Annotated in this window: 29 protein-coding genes; 13 read left to right on the top strand and 16 right to left on the bottom strand. The window is 50.8% G+C overall.

The window, feature by feature from the left end:
• Positions 1–4 precede the first annotated feature (4 nt).
• The 6 genes from GQE98_RS17680 (at position 5) to GQE98_RS17655 (ending at position 5,150) form a co-directional block, all read left to right on the top strand.
• Positions 5–1,243, top strand: a complete 1,239-nt coding sequence (locus GQE98_RS17680) for a cytochrome b (RefSeq protein ID WP_161317230.1) — start codon at positions 5–7, stop codon at positions 1,241–1,243.
• A complete protein-coding gene (locus GQE98_RS17675) occupies positions 1,236–2,003 on the top strand; it encodes a cytochrome c1 (protein ID WP_161317228.1) in 768 nt (255 codons plus the stop codon). Before GQE98_RS17680 ends, GQE98_RS17675 begins: the two co-directional genes overlap by 8 nt.
• Positions 2,004–2,109: 106 nt before the next feature.
• Positions 2,110–2,991 (top strand): S-methyl-5'-thioadenosine phosphorylase, encoded by an 882-nt coding sequence (locus GQE98_RS17670; RefSeq protein WP_161317226.1) that lies wholly within the window; start codon positions 2,110–2,112, stop codon positions 2,989–2,991.
• Between the two features lie 13 nt (positions 2,992–3,004).
• On the top strand, positions 3,005–3,532 hold the full coding sequence (locus tag GQE98_RS17665; RefSeq protein WP_161317224.1) for an adenine phosphoribosyltransferase: 528 nt from the start codon (positions 3,005–3,007) through the stop codon (positions 3,530–3,532).
• A 91-nt stretch (positions 3,533–3,623) separates the two neighbouring features.
• A complete protein-coding gene (locus GQE98_RS17660; RefSeq protein WP_161317222.1) occupies positions 3,624–4,247 on the top strand; it encodes a LysE family translocator in 624 nt (207 codons plus the stop codon).
• Positions 4,248–4,289: 42 nt separating this feature from the next.
• Positions 4,290–5,150, top strand: coding sequence for a VOC family protein (locus GQE98_RS17655; protein ID WP_161317220.1), 861 nt, complete (start codon positions 4,290–4,292; stop codon positions 5,148–5,150).
• A 6-nt stretch (positions 5,151–5,156) separates the two neighbouring features.
• On the opposite strand, the gene GQE98_RS17650 is transcribed toward GQE98_RS17655, so the two are convergent.
• From GQE98_RS17650 to lgt, 13 genes are all read right to left on the bottom strand, one after another.
• Positions 5,157–5,813, bottom strand: coding sequence for a dienelactone hydrolase family protein (locus tag GQE98_RS17650; RefSeq protein ID WP_161317218.1), 657 nt, complete (start codon positions 5,811–5,813; stop codon positions 5,157–5,159).
• Positions 5,814–5,824: 11 nt separating this feature from the next.
• On the bottom strand, positions 5,825–6,292 hold the full coding sequence (locus GQE98_RS17645; protein ID WP_161317216.1) for an NfeD family protein: 468 nt from the start codon (positions 6,290–6,292) through the stop codon (positions 5,825–5,827).
• A 5-nt stretch (positions 6,293–6,297) separates the two neighbouring features.
• Positions 6,298–7,269 (bottom strand): SPFH domain-containing protein, encoded by a 972-nt coding sequence (locus tag GQE98_RS17640; RefSeq protein WP_161317214.1) that lies wholly within the window; start codon positions 7,267–7,269, stop codon positions 6,298–6,300.
• Between the two features lie 108 nt (positions 7,270–7,377).
• Positions 7,378–7,827 (bottom strand): MaoC family dehydratase, encoded by a 450-nt coding sequence (locus GQE98_RS17635; protein WP_161317212.1) that lies wholly within the window; start codon positions 7,825–7,827, stop codon positions 7,378–7,380.
• Positions 7,824–8,291, bottom strand: coding sequence for a MaoC family dehydratase (locus GQE98_RS17630; RefSeq protein WP_161317210.1), 468 nt, complete (start codon positions 8,289–8,291; stop codon positions 7,824–7,826). The genes GQE98_RS17635 and GQE98_RS17630 overlap by 4 nt, the downstream gene beginning before the upstream one ends.
• Before the next feature lie 72 nt (positions 8,292–8,363).
• Positions 8,364–9,461: a redox-regulated ATPase YchF gene (gene ychF / locus GQE98_RS17625; RefSeq protein WP_161317209.1), complete on the bottom strand. Its 1,098-nt coding sequence runs from the start codon at positions 9,459–9,461 to the stop codon at positions 8,364–8,366.
• Positions 9,462–9,463: 2 nt separating this feature from the next.
• Positions 9,464–10,072 carry an aminoacyl-tRNA hydrolase gene (gene pth, locus GQE98_RS17620; protein WP_214646508.1) on the bottom strand — a complete coding sequence of 203 codons (609 nt, stop codon included), beginning with the start codon at positions 10,070–10,072 and terminating at the stop codon, positions 9,464–9,466.
• Positions 10,073–10,082: 10 nt separating this feature from the next.
• Complete coding sequence (locus GQE98_RS17615; RefSeq protein ID WP_161317205.1) at positions 10,083–10,739, bottom strand: 50S ribosomal protein L25/general stress protein Ctc; 657 nt, start codon at positions 10,737–10,739, stop codon at positions 10,083–10,085.
• A gap of 97 nt (positions 10,740–10,836) precedes the next feature.
• Positions 10,837–11,772: a ribose-phosphate pyrophosphokinase gene (locus tag GQE98_RS17610; protein WP_161317203.1), complete on the bottom strand. Its 936-nt coding sequence runs from the start codon at positions 11,770–11,772 to the stop codon at positions 10,837–10,839.
• A gap of 162 nt (positions 11,773–11,934) precedes the next feature.
• Positions 11,935–12,744: a hypothetical protein gene (locus GQE98_RS17605; RefSeq protein ID WP_161317201.1), complete on the bottom strand. Its 810-nt coding sequence runs from the start codon at positions 12,742–12,744 to the stop codon at positions 11,935–11,937.
• Between the two features lie 148 nt (positions 12,745–12,892).
• On the bottom strand, positions 12,893–13,657 hold the full coding sequence (gene pgeF, locus GQE98_RS17600) for a peptidoglycan editing factor PgeF (RefSeq protein WP_161317199.1): 765 nt from the start codon (positions 13,655–13,657) through the stop codon (positions 12,893–12,895).
• A gap of 1 nt (position 13,658) precedes the next feature.
• On the bottom strand, positions 13,659–14,723 hold the full coding sequence (locus GQE98_RS17595; protein ID WP_161317197.1) for a class I SAM-dependent methyltransferase: 1,065 nt from the start codon (positions 14,721–14,723) through the stop codon (positions 13,659–13,661).
• Positions 14,720–15,529, bottom strand: coding sequence for a prolipoprotein diacylglyceryl transferase (gene lgt / locus GQE98_RS17590; RefSeq protein WP_202526373.1), 810 nt, complete (start codon positions 15,527–15,529; stop codon positions 14,720–14,722). The genes GQE98_RS17595 and lgt overlap by 4 nt, the downstream gene beginning before the upstream one ends.
• Positions 15,530–15,643: 114 nt before the next feature.
• Between lgt and GQE98_RS17585 the strand changes: the two genes are divergently transcribed.
• From GQE98_RS17585 to GQE98_RS17560, 6 genes are all read left to right on the top strand, one after another.
• Complete coding sequence (locus tag GQE98_RS17585) at positions 15,644–15,958, top strand: accessory factor UbiK family protein (protein WP_161317195.1); 315 nt, start codon at positions 15,644–15,646, stop codon at positions 15,956–15,958.
• A gap of 227 nt (positions 15,959–16,185) precedes the next feature.
• The gene (locus GQE98_RS17580; RefSeq protein WP_161317193.1) at positions 16,186–16,692 is read left to right on the top strand and encodes a type III secretion system chaperone family protein; all 507 of its coding nucleotides are present in this window, start codon (positions 16,186–16,188) and stop codon (positions 16,690–16,692) included.
• A 3-nt stretch (positions 16,693–16,695) separates the two neighbouring features.
• Positions 16,696–17,508 carry a pyrroline-5-carboxylate reductase gene (proC, locus tag GQE98_RS17575; protein WP_161317191.1) on the top strand — a complete coding sequence of 271 codons (813 nt, stop codon included), beginning with the start codon at positions 16,696–16,698 and terminating at the stop codon, positions 17,506–17,508.
• Positions 17,509–17,590: 82 nt separating this feature from the next.
• Positions 17,591–18,028 (top strand): hypothetical protein, encoded by a 438-nt coding sequence (locus tag GQE98_RS17570; RefSeq protein WP_161317189.1) that lies wholly within the window; start codon positions 17,591–17,593, stop codon positions 18,026–18,028.
• A gap of 52 nt (positions 18,029–18,080) precedes the next feature.
• On the top strand, positions 18,081–18,422 hold the full coding sequence (locus tag GQE98_RS17565) for a tRNA-binding protein (RefSeq protein ID WP_161317187.1): 342 nt from the start codon (positions 18,081–18,083) through the stop codon (positions 18,420–18,422).
• 23 nt (positions 18,423–18,445) lie between these two features.
• A complete protein-coding gene (locus tag GQE98_RS17560) occupies positions 18,446–18,784 on the top strand; it encodes a hypothetical protein (RefSeq protein ID WP_161317185.1) in 339 nt (112 codons plus the stop codon).
• A gap of 7 nt (positions 18,785–18,791) precedes the next feature.
• On the opposite strand, the gene GQE98_RS17555 is transcribed toward GQE98_RS17560, so the two are convergent.
• From GQE98_RS17555 to GQE98_RS17545, 3 genes are read right to left on the bottom strand one after another with little or no spacing between them, the layout of a single operon-like run.
• Entirely contained in the window at positions 18,792–20,159 is a 1,368-nt protein-coding gene (locus GQE98_RS17555) for an ATP-binding protein (RefSeq protein WP_161317183.1), read from the bottom strand.
• Positions 20,147–20,830: a response regulator gene (locus GQE98_RS17550; protein ID WP_202526372.1), complete on the bottom strand. Its 684-nt coding sequence runs from the start codon at positions 20,828–20,830 to the stop codon at positions 20,147–20,149. Before GQE98_RS17550 ends, GQE98_RS17555 begins: the two co-directional genes overlap by 13 nt.
• A 26-nt stretch (positions 20,831–20,856) precedes the next feature.
• The gene (locus GQE98_RS17545; protein WP_161317181.1) at positions 20,857–21,351 is read right to left on the bottom strand and encodes a MarR family winged helix-turn-helix transcriptional regulator; all 495 of its coding nucleotides are present in this window, start codon (positions 21,349–21,351) and stop codon (positions 20,857–20,859) included.
• Between the two features lie 105 nt (positions 21,352–21,456).
• On the opposite strand from GQE98_RS17545, the gene GQE98_RS17540 reads away from it, so the two are divergent.
• Positions 21,457–22,341, top strand: a complete 885-nt coding sequence (locus GQE98_RS17540; RefSeq protein ID WP_161317179.1) for a branched-chain amino acid aminotransferase — start codon at positions 21,457–21,459, stop codon at positions 22,339–22,341.
• Positions 22,342–22,462 lie beyond the last annotated feature (121 nt).

Below are 22,462 nucleotides of genomic sequence, written 5' to 3'. Positions count from 1 at the left end.
CAAGATGTCTTTTGAACCTAAAAATCCAGCTGTTAAGTGGGTAGAGGATCGGCTACCGATCACGGGGATGCTTCATCATGCCCTGTATGAGTATCCGACACCCAAAAACCTGAGTTACTGGTGGACCTTTGGCTCTCTCGCCGGCGTCATGCTGGTAGTCCAGATTGTCACCGGCATTGTTCTTGCCATGCATTACACACCGCATGTCGACATGGCCTTTAATAGCGTTGAGCATATCATGCGTGACGTGAATTATGGTTGGCTGCTTAGGTATATGCATGCCAATGGCGCCTCGATGTTCTTCATCGTCGTCTATCTCCATATTTTCCGGGGGCTTTACTACGGTTCCTACAAGGCCCCACGCGAACTTCTCTGGTGGCTAGGCTTGGTAATCTTCCTGCTGATGATGGCAACGGCCTTTATGGGCTACGTGCTTCCTTGGGGCCAGATGAGCTTCTGGGGCGCGACCGTTATCACCAACCTGTTCGGTGCTATTCCAGTTGTGGGCGACAGCATTGTGACCTGGTTGTGGGGTGGTTTCGCGGTGGATAACCCAACGCTTAACCGTTTCTTCAGCCTGCATTATCTGTTGCCTTTCGTGATTGTTGGCATCGTAATCCTGCATATCTGGGCTTTGCATACGAACGGTTCGAACAATCCGACAGGTCTGGACCTGAAGGACAAGCAGGACAGCATTCCTTTCCATCCTTATTACACGGTCAAGGACCTGTACGGGCTGGCGATCTTCCTGATCTTCTTCTCAGCCTTCCTGTTCTATGCGCCAAACTATCTTGGCCATCCGGACAACTACATTCCGGCCAATCCGCTGGTAACCCCGGCGCATATCGTGCCTGAATGGTACTTCCTGCCATTCTACGCGATCCTGCGTGCGGTTCCGGACAAGCTCGGTGGTGTTATGCTGATGTTTGGTGCGATTGCAGTTCTGTTTGCACTGCCATGGCTGGATAAGAGCAGGATCCGTTCCGCGCGCTTCCGTCCGATCTACAAGCAGCTCTTCTGGGTGTTTGTAGCGGATTGTATCCTGCTTACCTACATCGGCGGCAAGCCGGCAGAAGGTGCTTATATTATTTGGGGCCGGATCGCCACGATATACTATTTCGTGCATATCCTGATCTTGTTGCCGTTGGTCGGCTTGTTTGAAAAGCCAAAACCGTTACCGGCGAGTATCTCGGAGGATGTTTTGTCCAAGAAACCCGCGAGTGAGGAGGCGGCCAATGCTTAAATTATTGACGTCTTTGAGCATTGCAGCTCTGGTTTCCCTGACAAGCCTGGGCACTGCCCAGGCGGCCGGGGAAGCGGTTGAACTGAAATCCGTGGCCTGGAAACATGGCGGTATTTTTGGAACTTATGACCGCGCTGCGGCACAGCGTGGCCTTCAGGTGTACCGCGAAGTCTGTGCCGGCTGTCATGGGCTCGGCCTAGTCGCCTTCCGCACACTCTCCGATCTTGGTTTCAGTGAAGAAGAAATTAAGGCACTTGCAGCGGAGTCCGATTATCTGGACGGTCCGGACGGTGACGGCGAAATGTTTGATCGGCCGGGTAAACCGTCCGACAAGTTTCCGTCGCCCTTCCCGAACGAACAGGCAGCACGTGCGTCCAATGGCGGGGCTTACCCACCGGATCTCTCGCTGATAACCAAGGCACGTCCAAACGGAGATAATTATCTTTATTCACTGTTGACCGGGTATGTGGATGCGCCAGCTGATTTCAACCTGGCAGAAGGTATGAATTATAACGCATACTTCCCGGGACATCAGATCGCTATGCCGTCTCCAATATCGGAGGATGCCGTTGAGTATTCCGATGGTACGCCTGCTACTGTGGATCAGATGGCGAAAGATGTGACAGTGTTTCTGGCTTGGGCAGCTGAACCCAAATTGGAGCAGCGCAAAAGCATTGGTCTTCGGGTGATCCTGTTCCTGCTTATCCTTGCGGGTGTTTTCTACGCGGTGAAGCGGAAAGTCTGGTCTGACCTTCACTAAAACCATTTGTGACTTCAAGAAAAGGGCGCTTATTGAGGCGCCCTTTTTTATGGCGTAACGAAGTATTCAAGGTTAGGTTTTCGCTAATACTAAGCTGGAGGTGGGAATGAGCGTATCAAGTAGTAAGCCGATTATCGGTGTGATCGGCGGAAGTGGTGTTTATGGGCTTGATGCGCTTGAGGATAAGCACTGGAGGACCATTGAAAGCCCCTTCGGACAGCCTTCAGACGACTTGCTGTTTGGGACGCTGGACGGCGTACAGATGGTCTTCTTGCCTCGCCACGGAAGAGGACATCGAATCCCGCCGGCGGAAGTGAACTACAGGGCCAATATAGATGCGCTCAAACGCGCGGGGGTGACGGAAATTATCTCTGTAAGCGCCTGCGGTTCATTTGAGAAAGAGCTTGCGCCTGGAACTTTCGTAATCATCGATCAGTTCATCGACCGGACAATTGATCGCAAGAAAAGCTTCTTTGGCACTGGGCTCGTCGCCCATATCAGCATGGCAAATCCGGTTTGTTCTCGTCTTGGAGATAAGTTGGAGGATGCGGCACGCCAAGTGGGTATCTCTGTGCATCGGGGCGGGACATATCTCGCGATGGAGGGACCGCAATTCTCGAGCCTTGCCGAATCAGAACTCTATCGGAGCTGGGGGTGTCAGGTGATTGGTATGACAAATATGCCAGAAGCCAAACTCGCCCGGGAAGCTGAGATGTGTTATGCGACCGTTGCCATGGTAACTGATTATGACTGTTGGCACCCTGATCATGACGCGGTTGAAGTCTTAACAATTATCGAGGTGCTGATGAAAAATGGGGAGAAAGCCCGCAGCCTGATAGAAACAGTGGTCCCTGTGCTTAAGGGGCGGGCTACTGCCTGTTCGGCAGGCTGTCATCATGCCTTGGACAATGCCTTAATCACGGCTCCCGAAGCGCGGGATCCGGTCCTCATGAAAAAACTTGCGGCTGTGGCAGGCCGCGTACTCTAGGCAAGAGGCCATTATGGATATAAAATCTGTTATTCGGACAATTCCTGATTACCCGAAAAAGGGAATATTGTTCCGTGATATCACCACCCTCTGGCAGGATGCGCGTGGCTTTCGTCATGTTGTTGATCAACTTGTCTGGCCTTATGCGGGGGTACGGATTGACAAGGTCGCGGGAATTGAGGCCCGGGGGTTCGTGCTTGGCGGTGCTATCGCTCATCAACTCAGCGTCGGGTTCGTTCCGGTTCGAAAAAAAGGCAAACTCCCGGGTGCTGTCCACAGCGAAGAATATGATCTTGAGTATGGCACCGACACAGTGGAAGTTCATCAGGATGCCATAAAAGAAGGGGAGAATGTCCTGCTGGTTGATGATCTTATTGCTACTGGCGGCACGGCTGCCGCGGCGATCAACCTTATTCGTCATGCGGGGGGCACCGTGATCGGGGCCGCCTTTGTCATTGATTTGCCGGATATCGGCGGGGCCAAGCGAATTGCCGCGATGGGTGTCAACGTCCGCACCCTCTGTGAGTTTGAAGGGGATTAAACCGACTTCTTGCCAGATTATAAGCAGGCACTTGTCATTTTTCGCCAGCTATGTCTTTGCTGATTAAAAGGCATATTATGAGGAACTAGATATGTCGTTCGAAATCTGGATATCGTTCTTCATTGCCAGTGCGGCCCTTCTTGCCATTCCAGGGCCGACTGTGATGATTGTTATAAGCTATGCGCTAGGTCAGGGCCGGAGCACCGCTTGGGCGACAGTCCCCGGTGTCACACTCGGGGATTTTACCGCAATGACAGCCTCCTTATTGGGGGCCGGTGCAGTCCTTGCGACTTCGGCAACGCTTTTTACGGCGTTAAAAATACTGGGTGCAATATATCTCGTTTGGCTCGGTATCAGGCTCTGGCGGGCAGAGGGTGGCATGAGCACCGTTCACTCAACTAAGGCAGCATCTAAGGCGGCAATGTTTCGCGCCACTTATATTGTCACCGCCCTCAACCCGAAAAGTATTGTTTTCTTTGTCGCTTTCGTTCCACAATTCGTGACTGTAAATGAGCCTTTGTTTATACAATTTATGATTTTGGAAGTGACTTTCCTTGTGTTGGCTGCAATAAATGTTGCAATCTGGGCTTTCCTGGTCAGTAATTTGAGGGCGCGGTTTAAAAATCCCAGGGTGTTGAAGGTTGTGAATCGTTTGGGCGCAAGCTTCTTGATTGGCGCAGGATTGCTGACGGCTCTTGTCCGTCGCACGGCGTGAATTAGCTTATAACCGATCGCTGAAATTAAATCGGAGTAGGGAATGCTGCATAATATAACCGGAATTGATCATGTCCTGATTGGGGTTGAGAACCTTGAAAATGCGCGATCTATATATGAAAGCCTTGGGTTTACCGCGACACCGCGTGGATCGCACATTGGTTGGGGAACGGCAAATTACTGCGTTATGTTCGAGGAGGACTATATCGAGCTCCTTGGTATCGTGGATCCGTCTTTAGAGACCAACGGACTTGATCGCGCCCTTGGTGAGCGCGGGGAGGGGTTGCTTGGTGTGGCTCTTGCCAGTGATGACCCAGACGTCACCTATCAATCACTGTCTGAGGATGGACTGGAACCGTCAGAGTTGCTGGTACTGAAGCGTAAACTGGAACTGCCGGAAGGTGATGTGCTGCCGGAATTCAAGCTGATCCGGTTATCATCCTCCGCAGGATTGACCGCGAAAAATCTATTCATCTGTCATCACTTAACGCCCGAGATAGTGCGTCGACCGGAGTGGCTCAGCCATCCGAATGGGGCAAAATATATAAATTCTGTTGTTGTGGTAGTGGAAAACCCTGGCGAGATTGCACCCTATTATCAGCGGCTTTGTGGTTCCATCAATGTCACCCTTACCGACAATACCCTAACAGTGCGCTTTGGACTTGGAAGCCTGATTTTTGTAAACGATCGGGATATTGACCTGTTATTTCCGGGCCTGACGATTTCAGATGAAATGCCGTCGTTGCCGCACTTAATCGCGATGACCGTTGCCGTCGAAGAACTGGATCAGACTGCGCAGTTCTTATCGGAAAAAGGTATTAAGCCGCAGAAAATTGCGAATGGCACCCTTCGGGTAAACCCGACGCAAGCCTGCGGCCTATTGCTGGAATTTACAGCCGGCTAGTTCAGTTCAGCCTATGAATTCAAGTGTACGCTCAAGTGCAAGATGAGCGGATTCCGCATCGTAACTACCGCGATGATCACAATTAAACCCGTGACCCGCGGGATAAACGTAAACGGGAATATCCGGCCGCCTGGTTTTTACATCCTCCACTGCGGACATCGGGATCGAAGCGTCTTTATCGCCAAAATGCAGGATGATCGGCACTTTGGGTTCTTCTTCAATAGTTTGAGGGATCTGTCCGCCGTAATACCCAACGGCCTTATCGATAGATGGCAGGCGACAAGCGGCGAGATAGGCGAGGCTACCGCCCCAGCAATATCCGATCACGGCGACGTTACCGGCGTCAGCCAGTAACTTGGCCGCAGCATCAATGTCTTTAAGGGCGTCATCGCTGTCAACCTTCTTCATGTACCCGAGCCCCTGCTGGATATCATCCTGTTCATAGGCGAGCGTGATGTTGGGAGCGACCCGGTCAAACAGGGCTGGGGCTATAGCGACATAGCCCTGCTTGGCGTAGCCATCACATACATTCTTTATATGGCTGTTCACGCCAAAAATTTCCTGCAGAATGACGACGCCCCCCTTGGCAGTTGCCGTCGGTGTCGCCTTATAGGCATTTAACTTATGGCCGTCCGCAGCTGTGAGTTCAATTATTTCACCCAATATTTTATCTCCTATTTCTTTGTGACAGGTTCAACGATGAGAAGTATACCGTCAACACCGGTTACATTGACCACCTCACCAGGTCCCATATCTGGCCCTTCAACGGACCACTGGGTATCATCAACATGGATCTTTCCCCGACCATTGCGGATTGGCTCCGTCAGGGTAAAGTGGCGGCCGACATATTGCGCCCCGCGTTGGTTGAGTGTGATATTGTCTTCAACTCCTGGGTGCCTTTTCAGGAATAGACGGGAGATAAGAATACTGGCAATCGCGATAATGGCGAACAGGATCCATTGGTATTCCCAACGCATATCTGGAAAAGCCCACGCAACAAAACCGACCAGTCCCGCAGATATACCAAGCCAGAGAAAGATAGTGCTGGGCGCGAAGATTTCCAGGATCACTAATATAATACCGAGGATCCACCAGGACCAGAATTCGAGATTTGCGAGCCAGGTAATAAAAGGATCAAGCATGGGCGTTACTCAACAGTGGGAACAGAACCGCTCGAACGGCTCTTACCACTATCCTTGCCAAAGACTTCTTTTGCAATTGCCCCGATACCGCCAAGCGAACCAACCAGGGCACTTGCTTCCATAGGCATAAGGACAACTTTTGAATTGCGGGCCATGCCGATTTCCTTCATTGCTTCCGTGTACTTCTGGGCAATGAAGTAATTGATAGACTGAATATCGCCTGCTGCAATGGCCTCTGATACATCATGAGTGGCCTTTGCTTCAGCTTCGGCCAGACGTTCCCGCGCTTCAGCGTCGCGAAACGCAGCCTCTCTCCGGCCTTCTGCTTCCAGGATCGCGGCTTTCTTTTCCCCTTCAGCTTTCAGGATTTCAGACTGGCGAACACCTTCGGCTTCCAGAATAACGGCGCGTTTCAAGCGCTCCGCCTTCATCTGTCGTCCCATCGCTTCAACAAGATCGAGCGGCGGCGTAATATCCTTAATCTCGACGCGGGTGACCTTAAGGCCCCAGGGTGTGGAAGCCTGATCAATGACATTAAGAAGGCGGACGTTAATCGCATCACGCTGGCTCAAGGCTTCATCGAGATCCATTGAGCCCAGCACCGTTCTGAGGTTTGTCTGCGCCAGATTTTGAATGGCACGCTCCAGGTCGCGCACTTCATAGGCGGATTTTGCGGCATCCAGAACCTGATAGAAGAGGACGCCGTCGACCTGCACCATGGCATTATCACGGGAAATCACTTCCTGTGTCGGAATATCGAGCACCTGCTCCATCATATTGATTCTGCCGCCAATACGATCGATGAAGGGGAGGATGAGGCCAAGGCCCGGGTGTAGGCTTCGGGTATATCGGCCAAAGCGCTCAATGGTATATTGATAGCCTTGCGGTACTATGGTCACGCCCATAAAGACAATGATAATGGCCAGAAGGACCAGAACGACAACGAATATCGCGAAGCCAGACAAGAAAAAATCCATTTCACTACCCCTAGAATTGCCGATTAAATATCAGGCACATCGGACTATATAATGTAAAGTCGTTAGGCCTAAGTTAAAAATCCACCGGGCCGTGAAATCCCTTCAGCTTTATATGGGACGCGTTTTCACCATGCCAATGGATTTCAGGCTGAGCACTATTTCGTCATTCTGGTTGAGGAGATTGACGTCTGCGCGAACAATTCCCATCTCAGGTCGGGATGCGGATTTTCTTGTTTCAACAACTGTGGATTCATAGCGCAGACTATCGCCTGGCCGAACCGGCCGGACCCAGCGTAAATCGTCAAACCCTGGTGATCCCAGGCCGGCGCGATTATTCGTCGCATTATCAACGAGAAGCCGCATCAGATTTGACGCCGTATGCCAGCCGGAAGCGATCAACCCGCCATAGATGCTCTTTTTTGCTGCTTCTTCATCTATATGGAATGATTGCGGGTCATACTTGCGTGCAAAGTCGATAATTTCCTCTTTCGTGACAGTCCTGCTATGGGAGGTTGTTGTATCCCCAACGGCAATATCCTCGAAATAAATCTTGGTCATTGGGATGCCTCCGTCGCAGAGTTTTCTGGATTGCGCAGGAACATGCCACTCGAAATCATGGTCATCTTAACCTCGCCCTTCTGATTAAGGACGGTATGGGAAAATTTGACAAAACCAAGCTCAGGACGGCTTTTTGGAAGGCTGCGGTCAAGAACCTCGGCTTTTACCTGAAGGATTTCGCCCGGCCGTACTGGCTTTTTCCAACGAAGCTGTTCAATGCCCGGCGACCCCATGGAGGCAGAATCCCCGATATAATGATCAACCATCATTCTCATGCACATTGAGCCTGTATGCCAGCCACTCGCAATTATGCCGCCGAAAAAATGCTCTTTTGCGGCATCTTTATCGATGTGAAAAGATTGGGGATCAAATTCAGTCGCGAATTCAATTATCTCTTCTTCTGTCACTTCGTATCCGCCGAACTCCAAAACCATGCCGACGGTAAAATCTTCCCAATAACGCATTTTTACTTCACCTTCTGATCTTGTTTCGATCGTTTGCGCATTTACTGCTTTTTCAAAGGTCAGGGCAGGGGCTTAATTGGCAAATCTGAAATGCAGGACATCGCCGTCATCGACGACATATTCCTTCCCTTCCAGCCGCATGAGGCCAGCTTCCTTTGCACCGCTTTCTCCGCCTTGTTCCACATAGGCAGGGTACGCGATAGTTTCAGCGCGAATAAAGCCTTTTTCGAAATCGGTATGAATGACGCCGGCCGCCTGCGGTGCTTTGGTGCCTTTGGTGACGGTCCAGGCCCGACATTCTTTGGGTCCGACCGTAAAATAGGTGATTAGATCGAGCAAATCATATCCAGCCCGAATAATACGCCCAAGCCCTGTTTCAACGAGTCCGAGATCGGAAAGAAATTCCGCGCGCTCTTCCGCATCGAGCTGGGCGACCTCGGCCTCAATCGCCGCCGATATTACAACAGTACCGGCATTCTCCGCCTCCGCCTTTGTCTTTACTTTATCCGAGTAGGCATTGCCCGTTGCGGCGCTTCCTTCCTCAACGTTGCAAACATACAGAACCGGCTTTTGGGTCAGGAGATGTAGATTGCGGAAGATTTTCACTTCTTCATCCGCTAGTTCGACAAGACGAGCTGGTTTTCCGTCGTGTAAAACAGCAAGCGCACGGTCAATCAATTCCGCCTGCTTCTTGGCTTCCTTGTCTCCGCCGCGAATTTTTTTAACCAGTGCTTCCGTCCGCTTTTCGAGGCTCTCTAAATCCGCGAGCATTAGCTCGGTCTCGATGGTTTCAATATCGGATAGCGGGTCGATTTTTCCGTCGACATGGGTAATGTCATCATCCTCGAAGCAGCGGACAACCTGGATGATGGCGTCTACCTCCCGAATATGCGCAAGGAACTTGTTGCCAAGGCCTTCACCACTTGCCGCACCACGGACCAGCCCGGCGATATCGACGAAGGTAAGCTGTGTTGGGATGATCTCCTTGGAACCGGCCAACTGTGCCAATTTTTCCATCCGTTCATCCGGCACAGGAACCTGACCGAGGTTCGGCTCAATCGTGCAGAAGGGATAGTTCTCCGCTGCTGCCTGCGCTGTTTGCGTCAGGGCGTTGAAAAGAGTTGATTTGCCGACATTGGGAAGGCCAACTATTCCGCATTTAAAGCCCATACTCAGTTTCCTTCTTTTTTCTCGGCTCGCTTTTCTTTTGGCGGCGCAATGTCGAGGGCGATCTTGTTCATAAAGCTTGACGTATCTCCGGTCACGATAAGTTCAGTATGACGCGCGATACTTTCGATAATTTTTTCTACTGCGGGCATTTCGGCTTTTGCAAAATCCTTGAGAACATGACCTGAAACCAGATGCTTTTCTCCGGGATGCCCGACCCCTAATCGAACCCTGCAGAAATCGGCACCGATATGATCGGTGATAGAGCGAATACCGTTGTTTCCGCCATGTCCACCGCCGGTTTTTACGCGCACTTTCCCGAGCGGCAAATCCAGTTCATCATGGAAGACGATGATATTCTCGAGAGGGATTTTGTAAAACCGTGCGGCTTCGCCAACGGATTGCCCGGACAGGTTCATGTAGGTCGTGGGTTTTAGCGCAAGGACCTTCGTTCCGCCGATGTTTCCCTCAGCAGCCAGTCCTTGAAATCGAACGCGTTCCGGCATAAAGGAATGGCGGCGGACAATTTCATCCACCGCCATATATCCAAAATTATGCCGGTTGCCTGCATATCCCTTACCAGGATTTCCAAGGCCAACCAGCAAAATCATCATACCATCCCGATTAGTCTTCGGATTCTTCGGCTTCTGCGCCTGTGTCCTCAGCGGCTGCGTCGGCTTCTGCGCCTTCTTCCTCTTCAGACGTTTCCGGTTCGACAGTCGGTGCGGCGATTGTTGCAATCGTAAAGTCGCGGTCCGTAATCGTCGGCTGCGTACCTTCAGGCAGCGTCACCTCGGAAATATGAACACTGTCACCAATGTCGAAGTTCAGGAGGTCGATCTCAAGCGATTCCGGGATATTTCCGGCGGGTACCATCATTTCAACTTCATGACGGACAACGTTCAATACGCCACCACGTTTCAGGCCGACACATTCTTCTTCATTGAGGAAGTTCACGGCAACCATGACCGCAATCTGTGATTTGGCGGAAACGCGCAGGAAGTCTACATGCACCGGCATATCATTGATCGGATGTAACTGCATGTCACGCGGCAGTACATTATGCTTATCAGTTCCCACCTGCACAGTGAAAACTGTGGAAAGGAAGGCGCCATGATTAATGGTCTTCACAAGCTCTTTGGTTTCCAGGGAAATGGAAATAGGGGTCTTTTTGTCACCATAAATGACGGCGGGTGTCCGACCGTCACGACGCAATGCACGGGAGGTCCCCTTTCCGACCCGGTCACGCGTTTCTGCAATTAGCACTGCATTTTCGCTCATTGTATATCTCCTACGTAACGAGCAACACCGGGATAAACCCGGTGCCAATATGACGCGTGCCTCCAGGGGTGCCCGCGCCGCCTAATGCCTATCCGAATTAGTCGAATAGGCTGGAAACAGAAGTTTCCTTTGAAATTCTATACATCGCTTCGCCAATCAGCGGAGCGACGGAAATTTGCCGCATCTTTTTTGAAGCCCGGAATGCTTCCGTCTCCATGATACTATCGGTCGTTACCATTTCATCGAGTGCAGAGTCGTTAATGCGTGAAATGGCACCACCAGACAGGACACCATGTGTTACATATCCCGCCACACTTTTCGCACCTTTTTCCATCAGTGCTTTGGCGGCATTACACAGCGTGCCCGCACTATCGACAATATCATCGACCAGAATACAACGCTGATTTTTGACGTCACCGATAATATTCATCACTTCTGAAACACCAGCTTTTTCACGGCGCTTATCTACGATTGCAAGGTCTGCGTCAAGCCTTTTGGCATACGCGCGAGCGCGAACAACGCCGCCCACATCAGGAGATACGATGGTGATATCGCTTCCCTTGCCATAATGCTTTTCAATATCAGGGACAATAACGGGCGCAGAGAACAGGTTATCCGTTGGAATATCAAAGAACCCCTGGATTTGGCCGGCATGCAGATCCATGGTGAGAACCCTGTCTGCCCCTGCTGTTGTTATCAGGTTGGCGACCAGTTTCGCCGAAATGGGTGTTCTTGGTCCCGGCTTTCGGTCCTGGCGGGCGTAGCCAAAATAGGGGAGGACCGCTGTGATTCTCGATGCCGAGGCTCTTTTCAGCGCATCAATGCAGACCAATAGTTCCATCAAATGGTCATTTGCCGGAAAAGAGGTGGGCTGTACAACGAAGACATCCTCGCCGCGCACATTCTCATGAATTTCTACAAAAACTTCCATGTCCGAGAACCGCCGGACATCGGCATCAGTTAAAGGAAGCTTAAGGTAGCTCGTAATGGCTTCCGCCAAAGGTCGATTGCCATTTCCCGAAAGCACTTTCATAGGAGCGATCCTTTAGTTCGTAGAGGGCTTTTATCAGTTAAAAACACACTGCCCCTCGCACGAAAAATGAACGAGCTGGCGTCGGCGGGCGGAACTTACCAAGGCCCATAAGCCCTGTAAACGCTTTAAACACTCTTTTTTATAGGAAATTGATAATTACCGTCATGATTTTGGCCTAAAATAGTCCGGCTCACTTTTTTTCAGAAGGTTATAGACGCCATCCGCCCCTCCGCGGGCTGCAAGCCTTGCGGTATCCCCCCAGGCACCGTTCAGCGATCCCGCCCTGATTCTGTTGCGCTGTCTAACCTGGCCAACCTGTTCACCATTCCGCCGTTCAAGGCTCCAGACAATTTCGATTATCTGTGTTTCAAGTTTGGGGGGGGTGATCTCAGCATGTCCGCGTACAACAAAATTTGCGCCGGTCTCGGTTGCCAAAACTTCAAGCCCTCGCCGGGCAAGCTCATCCTGAATAGCTGCAGCCAGACTCTCTGATCCATCGCCCGGCGCACCTTCGACGATTGGAACAAAAATAACCGGTTTATTAAGCTCGGCGAAATTTATCCCGTCACCGCCAAGCAATTTATCGATGTCGCTGGCGGATTTTGCCGCCAATAATTCGATAGATTCCGCCGGAACTTCAGCCAAGTTTCCTGTATCCTCTAACTTCTCAAGCGCATAAAGACCGGTGTCGCGATTTTGCGGGTCGAAAACCGTCCAGTTAAGATAGTGCCCGTCTTCTTTATCTATGATGAAGCCCCGTACATAATAGCGGTTTGGCGCGGCCTCACCGGCAAAGGCGGCAATGCCGAGTTTCTGTAAATTGGAGGCAATAGCTTTTTCAAGATCTGCGGGGCCGTCTTTTACCGGTTCAACGTAGAGCGCTGTACGTGGGCCCGGAGCCGCACGCCAGGAAGACTTTACTTCCGGCTGGAAAGGACGTTGCAAAGGCTGGCAGGCGGCAATCACACCCACGCAAATAACCAAAAACGCCTTTATAAAGAAATTACATTGCACAGGTTGCAAGAACTCCCAAAAGACAGATCATAATAAAGACGACCATATACGGCATTTTTACCTTCTCTTACAAGTTCTTCCCCGGTTATGACAAGCTAGTCAATAGTTAGTCAGTGAGGGCAATGGCAGAAAGCTGACGACCGTAATCAGCTTCCCCTTTTTTTACCATACGCCTGTAGCTAAAAAACAGTTCTTCTTCTGTGCAGGTATCTTTGTCCAGCAACTCAATATCTCCAATATCCAGCTTTTCAAGCCCCGTGCGGACATAGCCGGTTAAATCAAACATATGTCGCCCCTGGTTCTTGGAGGGAATAAAAAATTTCTTCGCCGCGGGGTCAAGTTTGAGAAAGGGTTCCGGAAATTCCGGCCCTACTTCATATGATTTTTGGGCAATTGCAGGGCCAATCGCAACCTTAATATTAGATTTTCTGGCGCCAAGTTCGGTCATCTTGTCGATTACCCGCGCACTTATGTTGCCAACGGCACCTTTCCAGCCGGAGTGCGCGGCACCGATAACCCCGTTTTCCGCGTCCGCAAATAAGACAGGGACGCAATCAGCGGTTAGAATGCCGAGTGCTATATTCGGCAGCCTTGTCACCATCGCATCTGCCTTTGGTCTTGGGGTAATTTCTTCGTGCTGATCCAGGATAAGGACATCTGTACTATGAATTTGATAGACGGTGCGTAGTGCGGTTGGCGGCTGCCCGATCATTGCCATGGCGCGGGATCGATTTTCATTCACCCGCGCTGGATCATCCTTTGATCCGGGTCCACAATTGAGACCTCTATAAAGCCCTTCGGAGACACCGCCGTCTCGCGTAAAGAAGCCATGCGCAAGAGCGTCGTTCTTCAAAATATGGCTTTTCAGCATGTTAGCTCCCGAATCCTTCTGTTGCGGCGGACATATTATGGGATAAAGCCATGACTTTGAAAAGCGTTCCCATTTCAGAAGCACTGGTCAGGCGTCGGAGCTGTGCATCGAGCTTTTTCTTTTGGGTATCATCGGCTTTCTGGCGGAGCAGGTGATGGCGTGCCTCTATTCCGAGTCGTTCAAGAAAGCGCCCTTGAGGAGTTGGGCCTTGAACCATGACGCCATGCTTCGCCGCAATTTTTCGCAACGTTGCGAATTTTACATGGGCGGTGAGATCTGCCTCTCCAGGAGACGTGAGAGGGTTCGAATGCTTGTGGCCTTTTAACGCCTGAAAGCTATCTCCAACAAGAGTATCGGCAGCGCCATAATCAATAATCAGCACGGCCCCGCCTTTTTTAGAAAGATGCCCGCAAACTCTATCGACTATTTGTTCGCCGTCTGGGCAGGTTTCGACAATATCGCCTTCCTTTCCGGATGAGGCAAGATCAAGGGGTGTCACGTCAGTAGACAAGACAAAGTCAAATTTATTATCGATTGCAGTGACAAGACGTTCACGCCAGTTACCCTTGCTAAAACAATACTGGCGTATAGGGAGAGCATCAAAGAATTCGTTTGCGACGAGGATAATGGGAGCGCCGGTAAGGTCAGGCAGATCAGTGTGCCAACTCACTTCGTAATTTTTTAAGGCGGCTGCCTGCTGTGCTTTCAATCGGGCACTATTTTCTACAAGATGGATTTCCGCAGCGGCCAGAAAATCCGGGGCGAGGCGAGCACTTCTTAGTGCATCCGCCATCAAGGTACCATTTCCGGGGCCCAATTCCACGAGATGGAACTTATTCGGACAACCCAGCTTGACCCAAACGTCAACGGCCCATAACCCGATAAGTTCACCAAACATCTGGCTGATCTCTGGCGCGGTTATAAAATCACCTTGCTCACCAAACGGGTCCTGGCGGGAATAATAGCCATACTCCGGATGCCCAAGCGCTTGTTTCATATAGTCGTAAATGGAAATCGGCCCGGTCTTTTCAATCCGCGCCTTCAGCAATTTTCCAAGATCATTCATGAGGATTTGTGAGACGGCCGAAGCATAAAATAGAAACCGACAATCAACATTGGTAAGGAGAGAAGTTGGCCCATCGTTAAGCTGCCGACAAGGAAACCAAGATAGGCGTCCGGTTCGCGGAAGAACTCGACGATACTGCGGGCGACGGCGTAGCCGGCAAAGAACAAGCCCATAATAAAGCCCGGCTTATTGGCGTATCGGGTTTTGCGGAAAATGAGCAGGATTGCAAATAACACCGCGCCTTCAAGAAGAGCTTCATAGAGCTGACTGGGGTGGCGGGGTAAAATACCACCGCCTGGAAAAACCATACCCCAGGGGACATCCGTCGTACGCCCATAAAGCTCGCCATTGATAAAATTAGCGATGCGTCCAAAGAAGAGACCGACTGGCACAACTGTTGCCAATAAATCCCCGAACTCCAGAATGATAATTTTTTTATGGCGGCAATAAAGAATGGTCGCGAGAACAACCCCAAGAAATCCGCCATGGAAGGACATTCCGCCCTGCCAGACCATGAAGATTTCACCTGGATTGCTGAGGTAGTAATCCGGTTTATAGAATAGAACATAACCAAGTCGGCCGCCAAATATAACACCAAGCGTGGCCCAAATCAGGAAGTCATCAACCTGTTTAGCGGAAATTCGCGATCCCTCTGCTCCGGCGAAACGCATCATGAGCTGCCAGCCAATGATCAGGCCGGCGACATAGGCAAGGGCATACCAGCGAATAGCAAAGGGCCCGACCTGAAAAATAATGGGGTCGATTTCAGGAAAGGCAATTGCCGAAAACAAGGTCGATACTATCATGCGGGCTACTATATAAAGTTCTTTAAAACATTCGCAAGTAAATCAAGGCAAAGAGGTTGCTTTCACCTCTGGCTGTCGCCATTATGGCCTTAGTAACAACAAGGATCCAACGCGATGCAGACGAACTCACGGCTTTTTGATGATCTGGCCCGCCTTGCAACAGGCGCCCTCGGGACGGCCCAGGGCGTAAAAACCGAATGGGAAAATCTCTTTCACCAACGTATGGAACGCTTCATTAGCGAAATGGATCTCGTCCCGCGGGAAGAGTTCGATGCCGTTAAAGCGATGGCCACTCTGGCGCGGGAAGAAAACGACGCGTTGAAGGAGCGCCTTGATGCGCTTGAGAAAAAGCTTGAAGATCTGGCCAAGCCGACCCGGGCCCGTAAGGCGGCACCGAGGAAAGCTAAATCGACCTCGTCCGAAAAGTAGATTTTCAGGTGGCAGGAAACTGCAATTCGCCCAAATTTATCCACAAGAAATATAACCCTCAGCCATATTCTTTGTTGCGCCGCAACTCAAGGCAGACTACGCTAGATTTATGGTGTAGCGAAACTTGCAGCACCATATATGGCCTGTAGTAGATTTCCTTACCGGCTGAGCTTTGAGGTCAGCAACAGGGCGCCAGCCGGCGGGATGGTTCTGAAAGGAATGCTTCCATGACGTCCTTGTATCTCACGCGCGAAGAACTCGAAGATTCAAACCCCCTCGATCTCATTGAAAGTATCATTGCCGACAACGATTGGTCGTTTGATCGTCAGGGCAACAATGAACTTACTGTCGGTGTGGAGGGGAGTTGGTGCCAATATCATCTCTGGTTTTCCTGGCGGTCTGATCTTCGCGCTCTCCATTTTTCCTGCGCCTATGACGTCAAGATACCGGAACGGCAATATGGATCCGTTTACGAGTTGTTGGCACGCGTGAATGAGCGCATGCCGGTTGGTCATTTCGATACCTGGCGGGAGGAGGGAATGATTCTATTCCGTCACTCACTATTGCTAAGCAGTGCATGCGTGGTCACAAACGAGCAAATTCAGACACTTGTCGAGATCGGCATGAGTGAGCTTGAAAAATTCTATCCGGCAATTCAGTTTTGCCTGTGGGGTGGAAAAACTCCTGAAGAAGCGATTGAGGCGGCGATGTTTGAAACGATGGGTGAGGCTTAAAGAATGTCTCTTTCCTTGCTGCTTGTCGGTTCTGGCAAGATGGGGCAAGCAATGCTTGGCGGCTGGATTGATCATCAGGTCGACCCCGCCAACATTGTTGTCATTGATCCAAACTCAGAGAATCTGGCGGTTGCCCTGAAGCTTGGCTGTCGGGGGATCGGCGCTGCGTCTGAAATTCCGACTGATTTCAAACCCGACGTAATCGTTCTTGCCGTCAAACCACAAATTATTTCTGATGTCCTGCCGACATTTCGGGCCTACGCAGAAACGGGTAGTTTGGTCGTTTCGATTGCGGCAGGCACAAGAATTGCGACGTTCGAGGCGGCCTTTGGTGAAACAGCTGCCGTTATCCGTGCGATGCCCAATACGCCCGCCGCCGTACATCAGGGCATGATCGTATGCTGTCCCAACCCGCATGTCTCTTTGGTACAGAAGAATCACTGTGATTGGCTCATGCGAGCCATTGGTTCCGTTGCCTGGATAGAAGATGAAGGATTGATGGATGCGGTTACCGGGCTATCTGGTTCGGGGCCTGCTTATGTTTTCTATATGGTTGAGGCGATGACAGCGGCCGGTGTGCAGGCAGGCTTGCCCGAAGAACTTGCAATTCAACTCGCTCAGGAAACTGTTGCCGGGGCGGGTGCACTTGTGCGTCAATCTGATGAGACGGCAGCGCAACTTCGCAAGAATGTTACCAGTCCAAATGGCACGACGGCTGCGGGGCTGGAAGTGCTGATGAACGAAAAGAGCGGTCTTGGGCCCTTGATGGAAAAGACGGTTGCAGCCGCGACAATAAGATCAAAAGAGTTAGGGTAGGGGTTTAAATTTTTAAACTATACTCTTTTAAGTTGTTCAAAGATCACCATATACCCTAAATACTCTAAATGAGGATAGGGCAATGAGTGAAAAGACTGAAACACAACAATCTGCAGCACCCTCGGCGCCAACAGTTGCCGGAGGGTTGATCATTCCAGACCTCAGTGCGGTCGCGAGCATGCAGAATGAAAATATGCAGAAGATGATAGCAGCGGTTCAGGCTACTTCTCAGGGGTTGCAGGATATTGTTGCCGCACAACGCACCACCTTGCAGCAAACTGTCGGGAATATGCAGGGCTCGCTTAATGGTTCCGTCTGGACGGGGAAGGCTGGGCAGGAAGCTATTCCGAATATCCAGTCCGAGATCGACAATTTTAATCTGACAGTTGAGAATTTGAGCAAGAATGCGGACACGCTAACGGCATCGACCAGCAAGTCTTTTGAGGCCATAAGTAAATCTATGGAGCAATCGCTGGCCACGATTGAGCAGGTTGCAGAGAAATTTTCTTCTGGCGGATGATTTTCGTATCTTTTTGCAATAGCATCTTCGAAACCAAGGAGATGCGACAAACATGGATAACCAGATTACATTTGACGATTTTTTGAAGGTGGATATTCGCGTGGGCAGAGTGCTGGAGGCGACAGAGTTCCCGGAGGCACGTAAACCCGCCTACAAGCTGAAGATCGATTTTGGAGAGGACATCGGCATTCGGAAAAGTTCAGCGCAGATCACAGTTCTTTATAATCCGGAGGACCTTGTGGGCCGACGTGTGATGGCGGTGGTGAATTTTCCGCCGCGGCAAATCGGGCCCGTTATGTCGGAAGTGCTGGTGCTCGGTTTCAGTGATGCAGAAGGGAATATTTCTCTCGCGGCGCCTGACCATGAAGTTCCGATAGGCGCGCGCCTTCACTGATTTGAGAGTAGGGAGCCATACTGATGGCAGATGAGAATGAGGACGGTATACCGGCACCGCCGGACCTGACATCGTTGTTTCAGAAACAAACCCAACAAATAAATGAGGCCTGTCAAAAGGCGAGCCAGGCCTTTGCGGTGATTAAAACCCGGGATTCAGATGTCGCCAGTCTGACGCGGAGCCTGAACAGTGAAGTCAACAAAGTTTTCATGATGGCGAAGGCGGCAAAAACACCGCAGCTTGCCATGGCAAGCATTCCACCAGTGCTTGCCATCGCCAACACCACTTTCGCAAAAGTACCTGTCACGGACCAGAAAGCGGTCAGTGAAATTCAGCAGGCGTTCGCTCCGTTTGACGATTGACCTCGCATTAGAGTGGCAGACGAATTTCGATCCTTAATCCTCCGGCCGGCGAATCGCCAAGCGAGATCTGTCCGCCGTGACCGTGGATGACGTCCCGGGCAATTGTCATCCCAAGGCCGCTTCCACCGGTTTCCATATTGCGAGACGGATCAAGACGATAGAACGGACGGAATACGTCTTTTCGATTAATTTTTGGTATTCCCGGCCCATCATCATCAATCAGAATTACCATTTCCGAGTTGGTTGTCTTGACGGTAATCCAGATTTCCGAAGCATAGCGGGCGGCATTGCTAATCAGGTTTGTAATACATCGTTTAAAACTGCTGGGCCTGATTTCTGCATGAAGGTTTTTCGGCGTATCGAGGGATACTGCCGCTCCTTCACGGCGGGCATTCATAACAGTGTCTTGGAAAAGCTCCGTAATATCTGTTTCTTCGACGGCCTCAGCTTCCTGCCCCCGAGCGAACGCGAGATAGCCTTCGACCATTTGCTCCATGTCAGATACATCGCCTTCAAGGCTGGTTTTGCTTTCATCGCTCTCCGGCATCATCGCAAGTTGCAGCTTCATGCGGGTTAAGGGTGTGCGAAGGTCATGGCTTACCCCTGCCAGCATTTCGGTCCGTTGGGTAATTTGACGAAGAATACGATGTTTCATGACATGAAAGGCACGGGACGCCGAGCGGATTTCCTGCGCGCCGCTTGGCTTGAAATCCTCAACAAATTGACCTTTACCAAACTGTTCCGCGGCAGTTGCCAGTTGGCGGATAGGCCGCATCTGGTTGCGCAGGAAAAGAAGTGCGACGCCCAACAGGACGAGGGAGATCGCCACCATCCACATAACAAAAATATAAGTTGTTGTGGAAAACAGGCGCTTGTCACGGACAATAACCTGCAAAACCCCATCAGGTAGCTGGATAAGGAGAACAACGGATTCAAGCTTCTTGTTGGTTGAAATATTAAAGGGTCGGGCCGGTAGGCTTTCTTTCAGGGCATTTACAAGGTGACTTTCCAGGAAGCCGTAGCTTTGTTGTTTTTCGCTCCCTTCGGGAAGCCGTGCACCCTCTTCAATGCTCACTGCGAGCCGCATTTGACCGCGCGCGATGTTCAGGATATCCGCCTCAGCTGTTGCGCCGGGAAATCGATCGCGAAGGGAAATGACAGCGGCTACATCACCGGCAACCCCTTGGGCAAGACGCCGGGCAACATCATCCCAATGGCGTTCATAGAAAATATAAGTAACCAGAATTTGCAATAGCAGGATCGGTAATACAACGATCAGGATTGATCGACCAAAGAGCGTCCGTGGCATCAGGTTCTTGATAAAACCTGCCGTAATCTGGCGGTAAATTTCCTGTATGAATGCTAATCCGCCCATAACACATACCCTTCGCCACGGACTGTCTGGAGGTGTCGTGGCGATTTCGGGTCCTCTTCAATTTTGCGCCGAAGCCGCGTGATCTGCACATCAACGGCGCGGCCTTGGCTGCCGCTGGACAGGGATAGGTCTTCACGGCTTATTGGAACGCCAGGCATGGCTGCCAAAGACTTTAACAGGAGCGATTCACCAGATGTGAGATTAATTATTTTCCCATCCTTGAGGAGTTCACCGCGTTCCAGGTTGAAAGTGAAGGCTCCAAACTGCAGTTCTTTAAGTTTTTCGGTTTTTGATCGCCGCAGGATTGCATCAATACGCAGTAAAAGCTCCCGCGGCTCAAAGGGTTTGCTGAGATAGTCATCAACACCGACTTCCAGACCGAGAATGCGATCTTCGGCATCCCCCATTGCCGTAAGCATCAAAATCGGAATTTCACGGCTTACACCAGAGCCCGTGCGCATCCGGCGGACGAGGTCGATACCATCGCCGCCGGGCATCATACGATCGAGTACGATCAGGTCAAAAAAGAACCCAACCATTTTGGTTTCCGCTGTTTCGGCGCTTGTCGCTGTCGAGATGCGATAACCATTATCCATCAGATATTTTTTCAAGAGTGATAGTAGTCGAGTATCGTCATCCACCACCAGAATATGAGGCGCGTTATCCATCATCGTGCGCTATCCGCCGCAAGTATACGTCATGGCTTCAAAACCCGGTTGAGCACAGTATCGCGATTTGCTTCATCAATCAGACCCGTCAGCACTTTTCGATAACCTGCAACGGCTTCACCGCCGGCCTCACGAAACGCGCTGGCAACAAGTTCCCGCTGGACGCGGCTCACCTTTTGTTCCAGCGATCGTCCTTCTTCCGTCAAGTAGAGGCAGCGTTGTCGCCGGTCTTCCTCGCCTTGGCGCTGTTCGATGAAACCACGCTGGATAAGGTTGCTGAGAACCCGGTTCAGGCTTTGCTTGGTGATCCGCAAAATATCAAGCAACTCTGACACAGTCATGCCCTCATTCCGCCCAACAAAATGAATCACCCGGTGATGTGCCCGTCCAAACTTATAGTCCTTTAGGATCTGATCAGGACCCGCCGTAAAGTCACGATAGGCAAAAAACAGGAGCTCAATTGCCTGGCGCAGTTCTTCTTCACGCAGAAAAAGTGGATTATTTACTGATTTTAAGTCAGTCATGTTGACATATATTTCTTATAATGTTACAAAATTATCATTCGATCCGACATATATCGAACATTTTACGGGATTAAACGATACTATAATAACTCAAGGTGCTTCAAAATGGATACCTCCTCTTTTTCTGATCGTGACGGCTTCATTTGGTTGAATGGTAAACTCGTACCATGGCGCGATGCAAACATCCATGTCCTTACACATGGATTGCATTATGCCAGCAGTGTGTTTGAAGGGGAACGGGTCTATGATGGCGAGATTTTCAAACTTAGGGAACATACGGACCGGCTGATTGAATCCGCTCGTATTCTCGGCTTCACGCTGGAGCAGACCGCAGAGGAAATCAATGAGGCTTCGCGCCAGACTGTAAGCGCAAACAAAATTGTTGATGGATATGTGCGCCCGGTAGCGTGGCGGGGCTCCGAAATGATGGGAGTGTCCGCCCAGAGCAACCGGATAAACTTGGCGATTGCCGCGTGGGTCTGGCCGAGTTACTTTTCGCCTGAAGCACGCATGAAAGGCATTCGGTTGAAGCTTTCTAGCTGGAAGCGGCCGTCGCCGGAGACAATCCCGACCCAGTCAAAAGCGGCGGGGCTATACATGATTTGTACGCTCAGTAAACATCAGGCGGAGGCCGAAGGTTTCGATGACGCACTGATGCTTGATTATCGTGGTCGTATTGCCGAAGCGACAGGCGCAAACATCTTCTTTATACGGGACGGTGTATTGCATACCCCAACACCGGATTGTTTCCTGGACGGCATCACCCGGCGCACTGTGATTGATCTTGCAAAGGCGCGCGGGATTGAAGTCGTGGAACGTGCAATCATGCCTGAGGAAATGGCTGAATTTGAGGAGTGTTTCCTGACGGGTACTGCTGCCGAAGTAACCCCGGTCAGCAGCATTGATACCTATCAGTTTGTACCTGGTGATATCTGTGCACAGTTGATCAAGGACTATGATGCTTGCGTCCGCAGAAAAATTGCCGCCTAGGTTTGGCGAAATAGGTTGAACTGACTACCCGTCTTAACCATGTTGCGACGGGTATTTTGATTTTTGCACAATTTCGTCTAAAATAGCGATAATATTTAGAGGAATTGATTAAGCCGCAGTT

It is taken from the genome of Sneathiella litorea (assembly GCF_009882915.1).
GTDB classification, from domain to species: domain Bacteria; phylum Pseudomonadota; class Alphaproteobacteria; order Sneathiellales; family Sneathiellaceae; genus Sneathiella; species Sneathiella litorea.
This window is presented reverse-complemented; position numbering and strand designations above follow the sequence as displayed.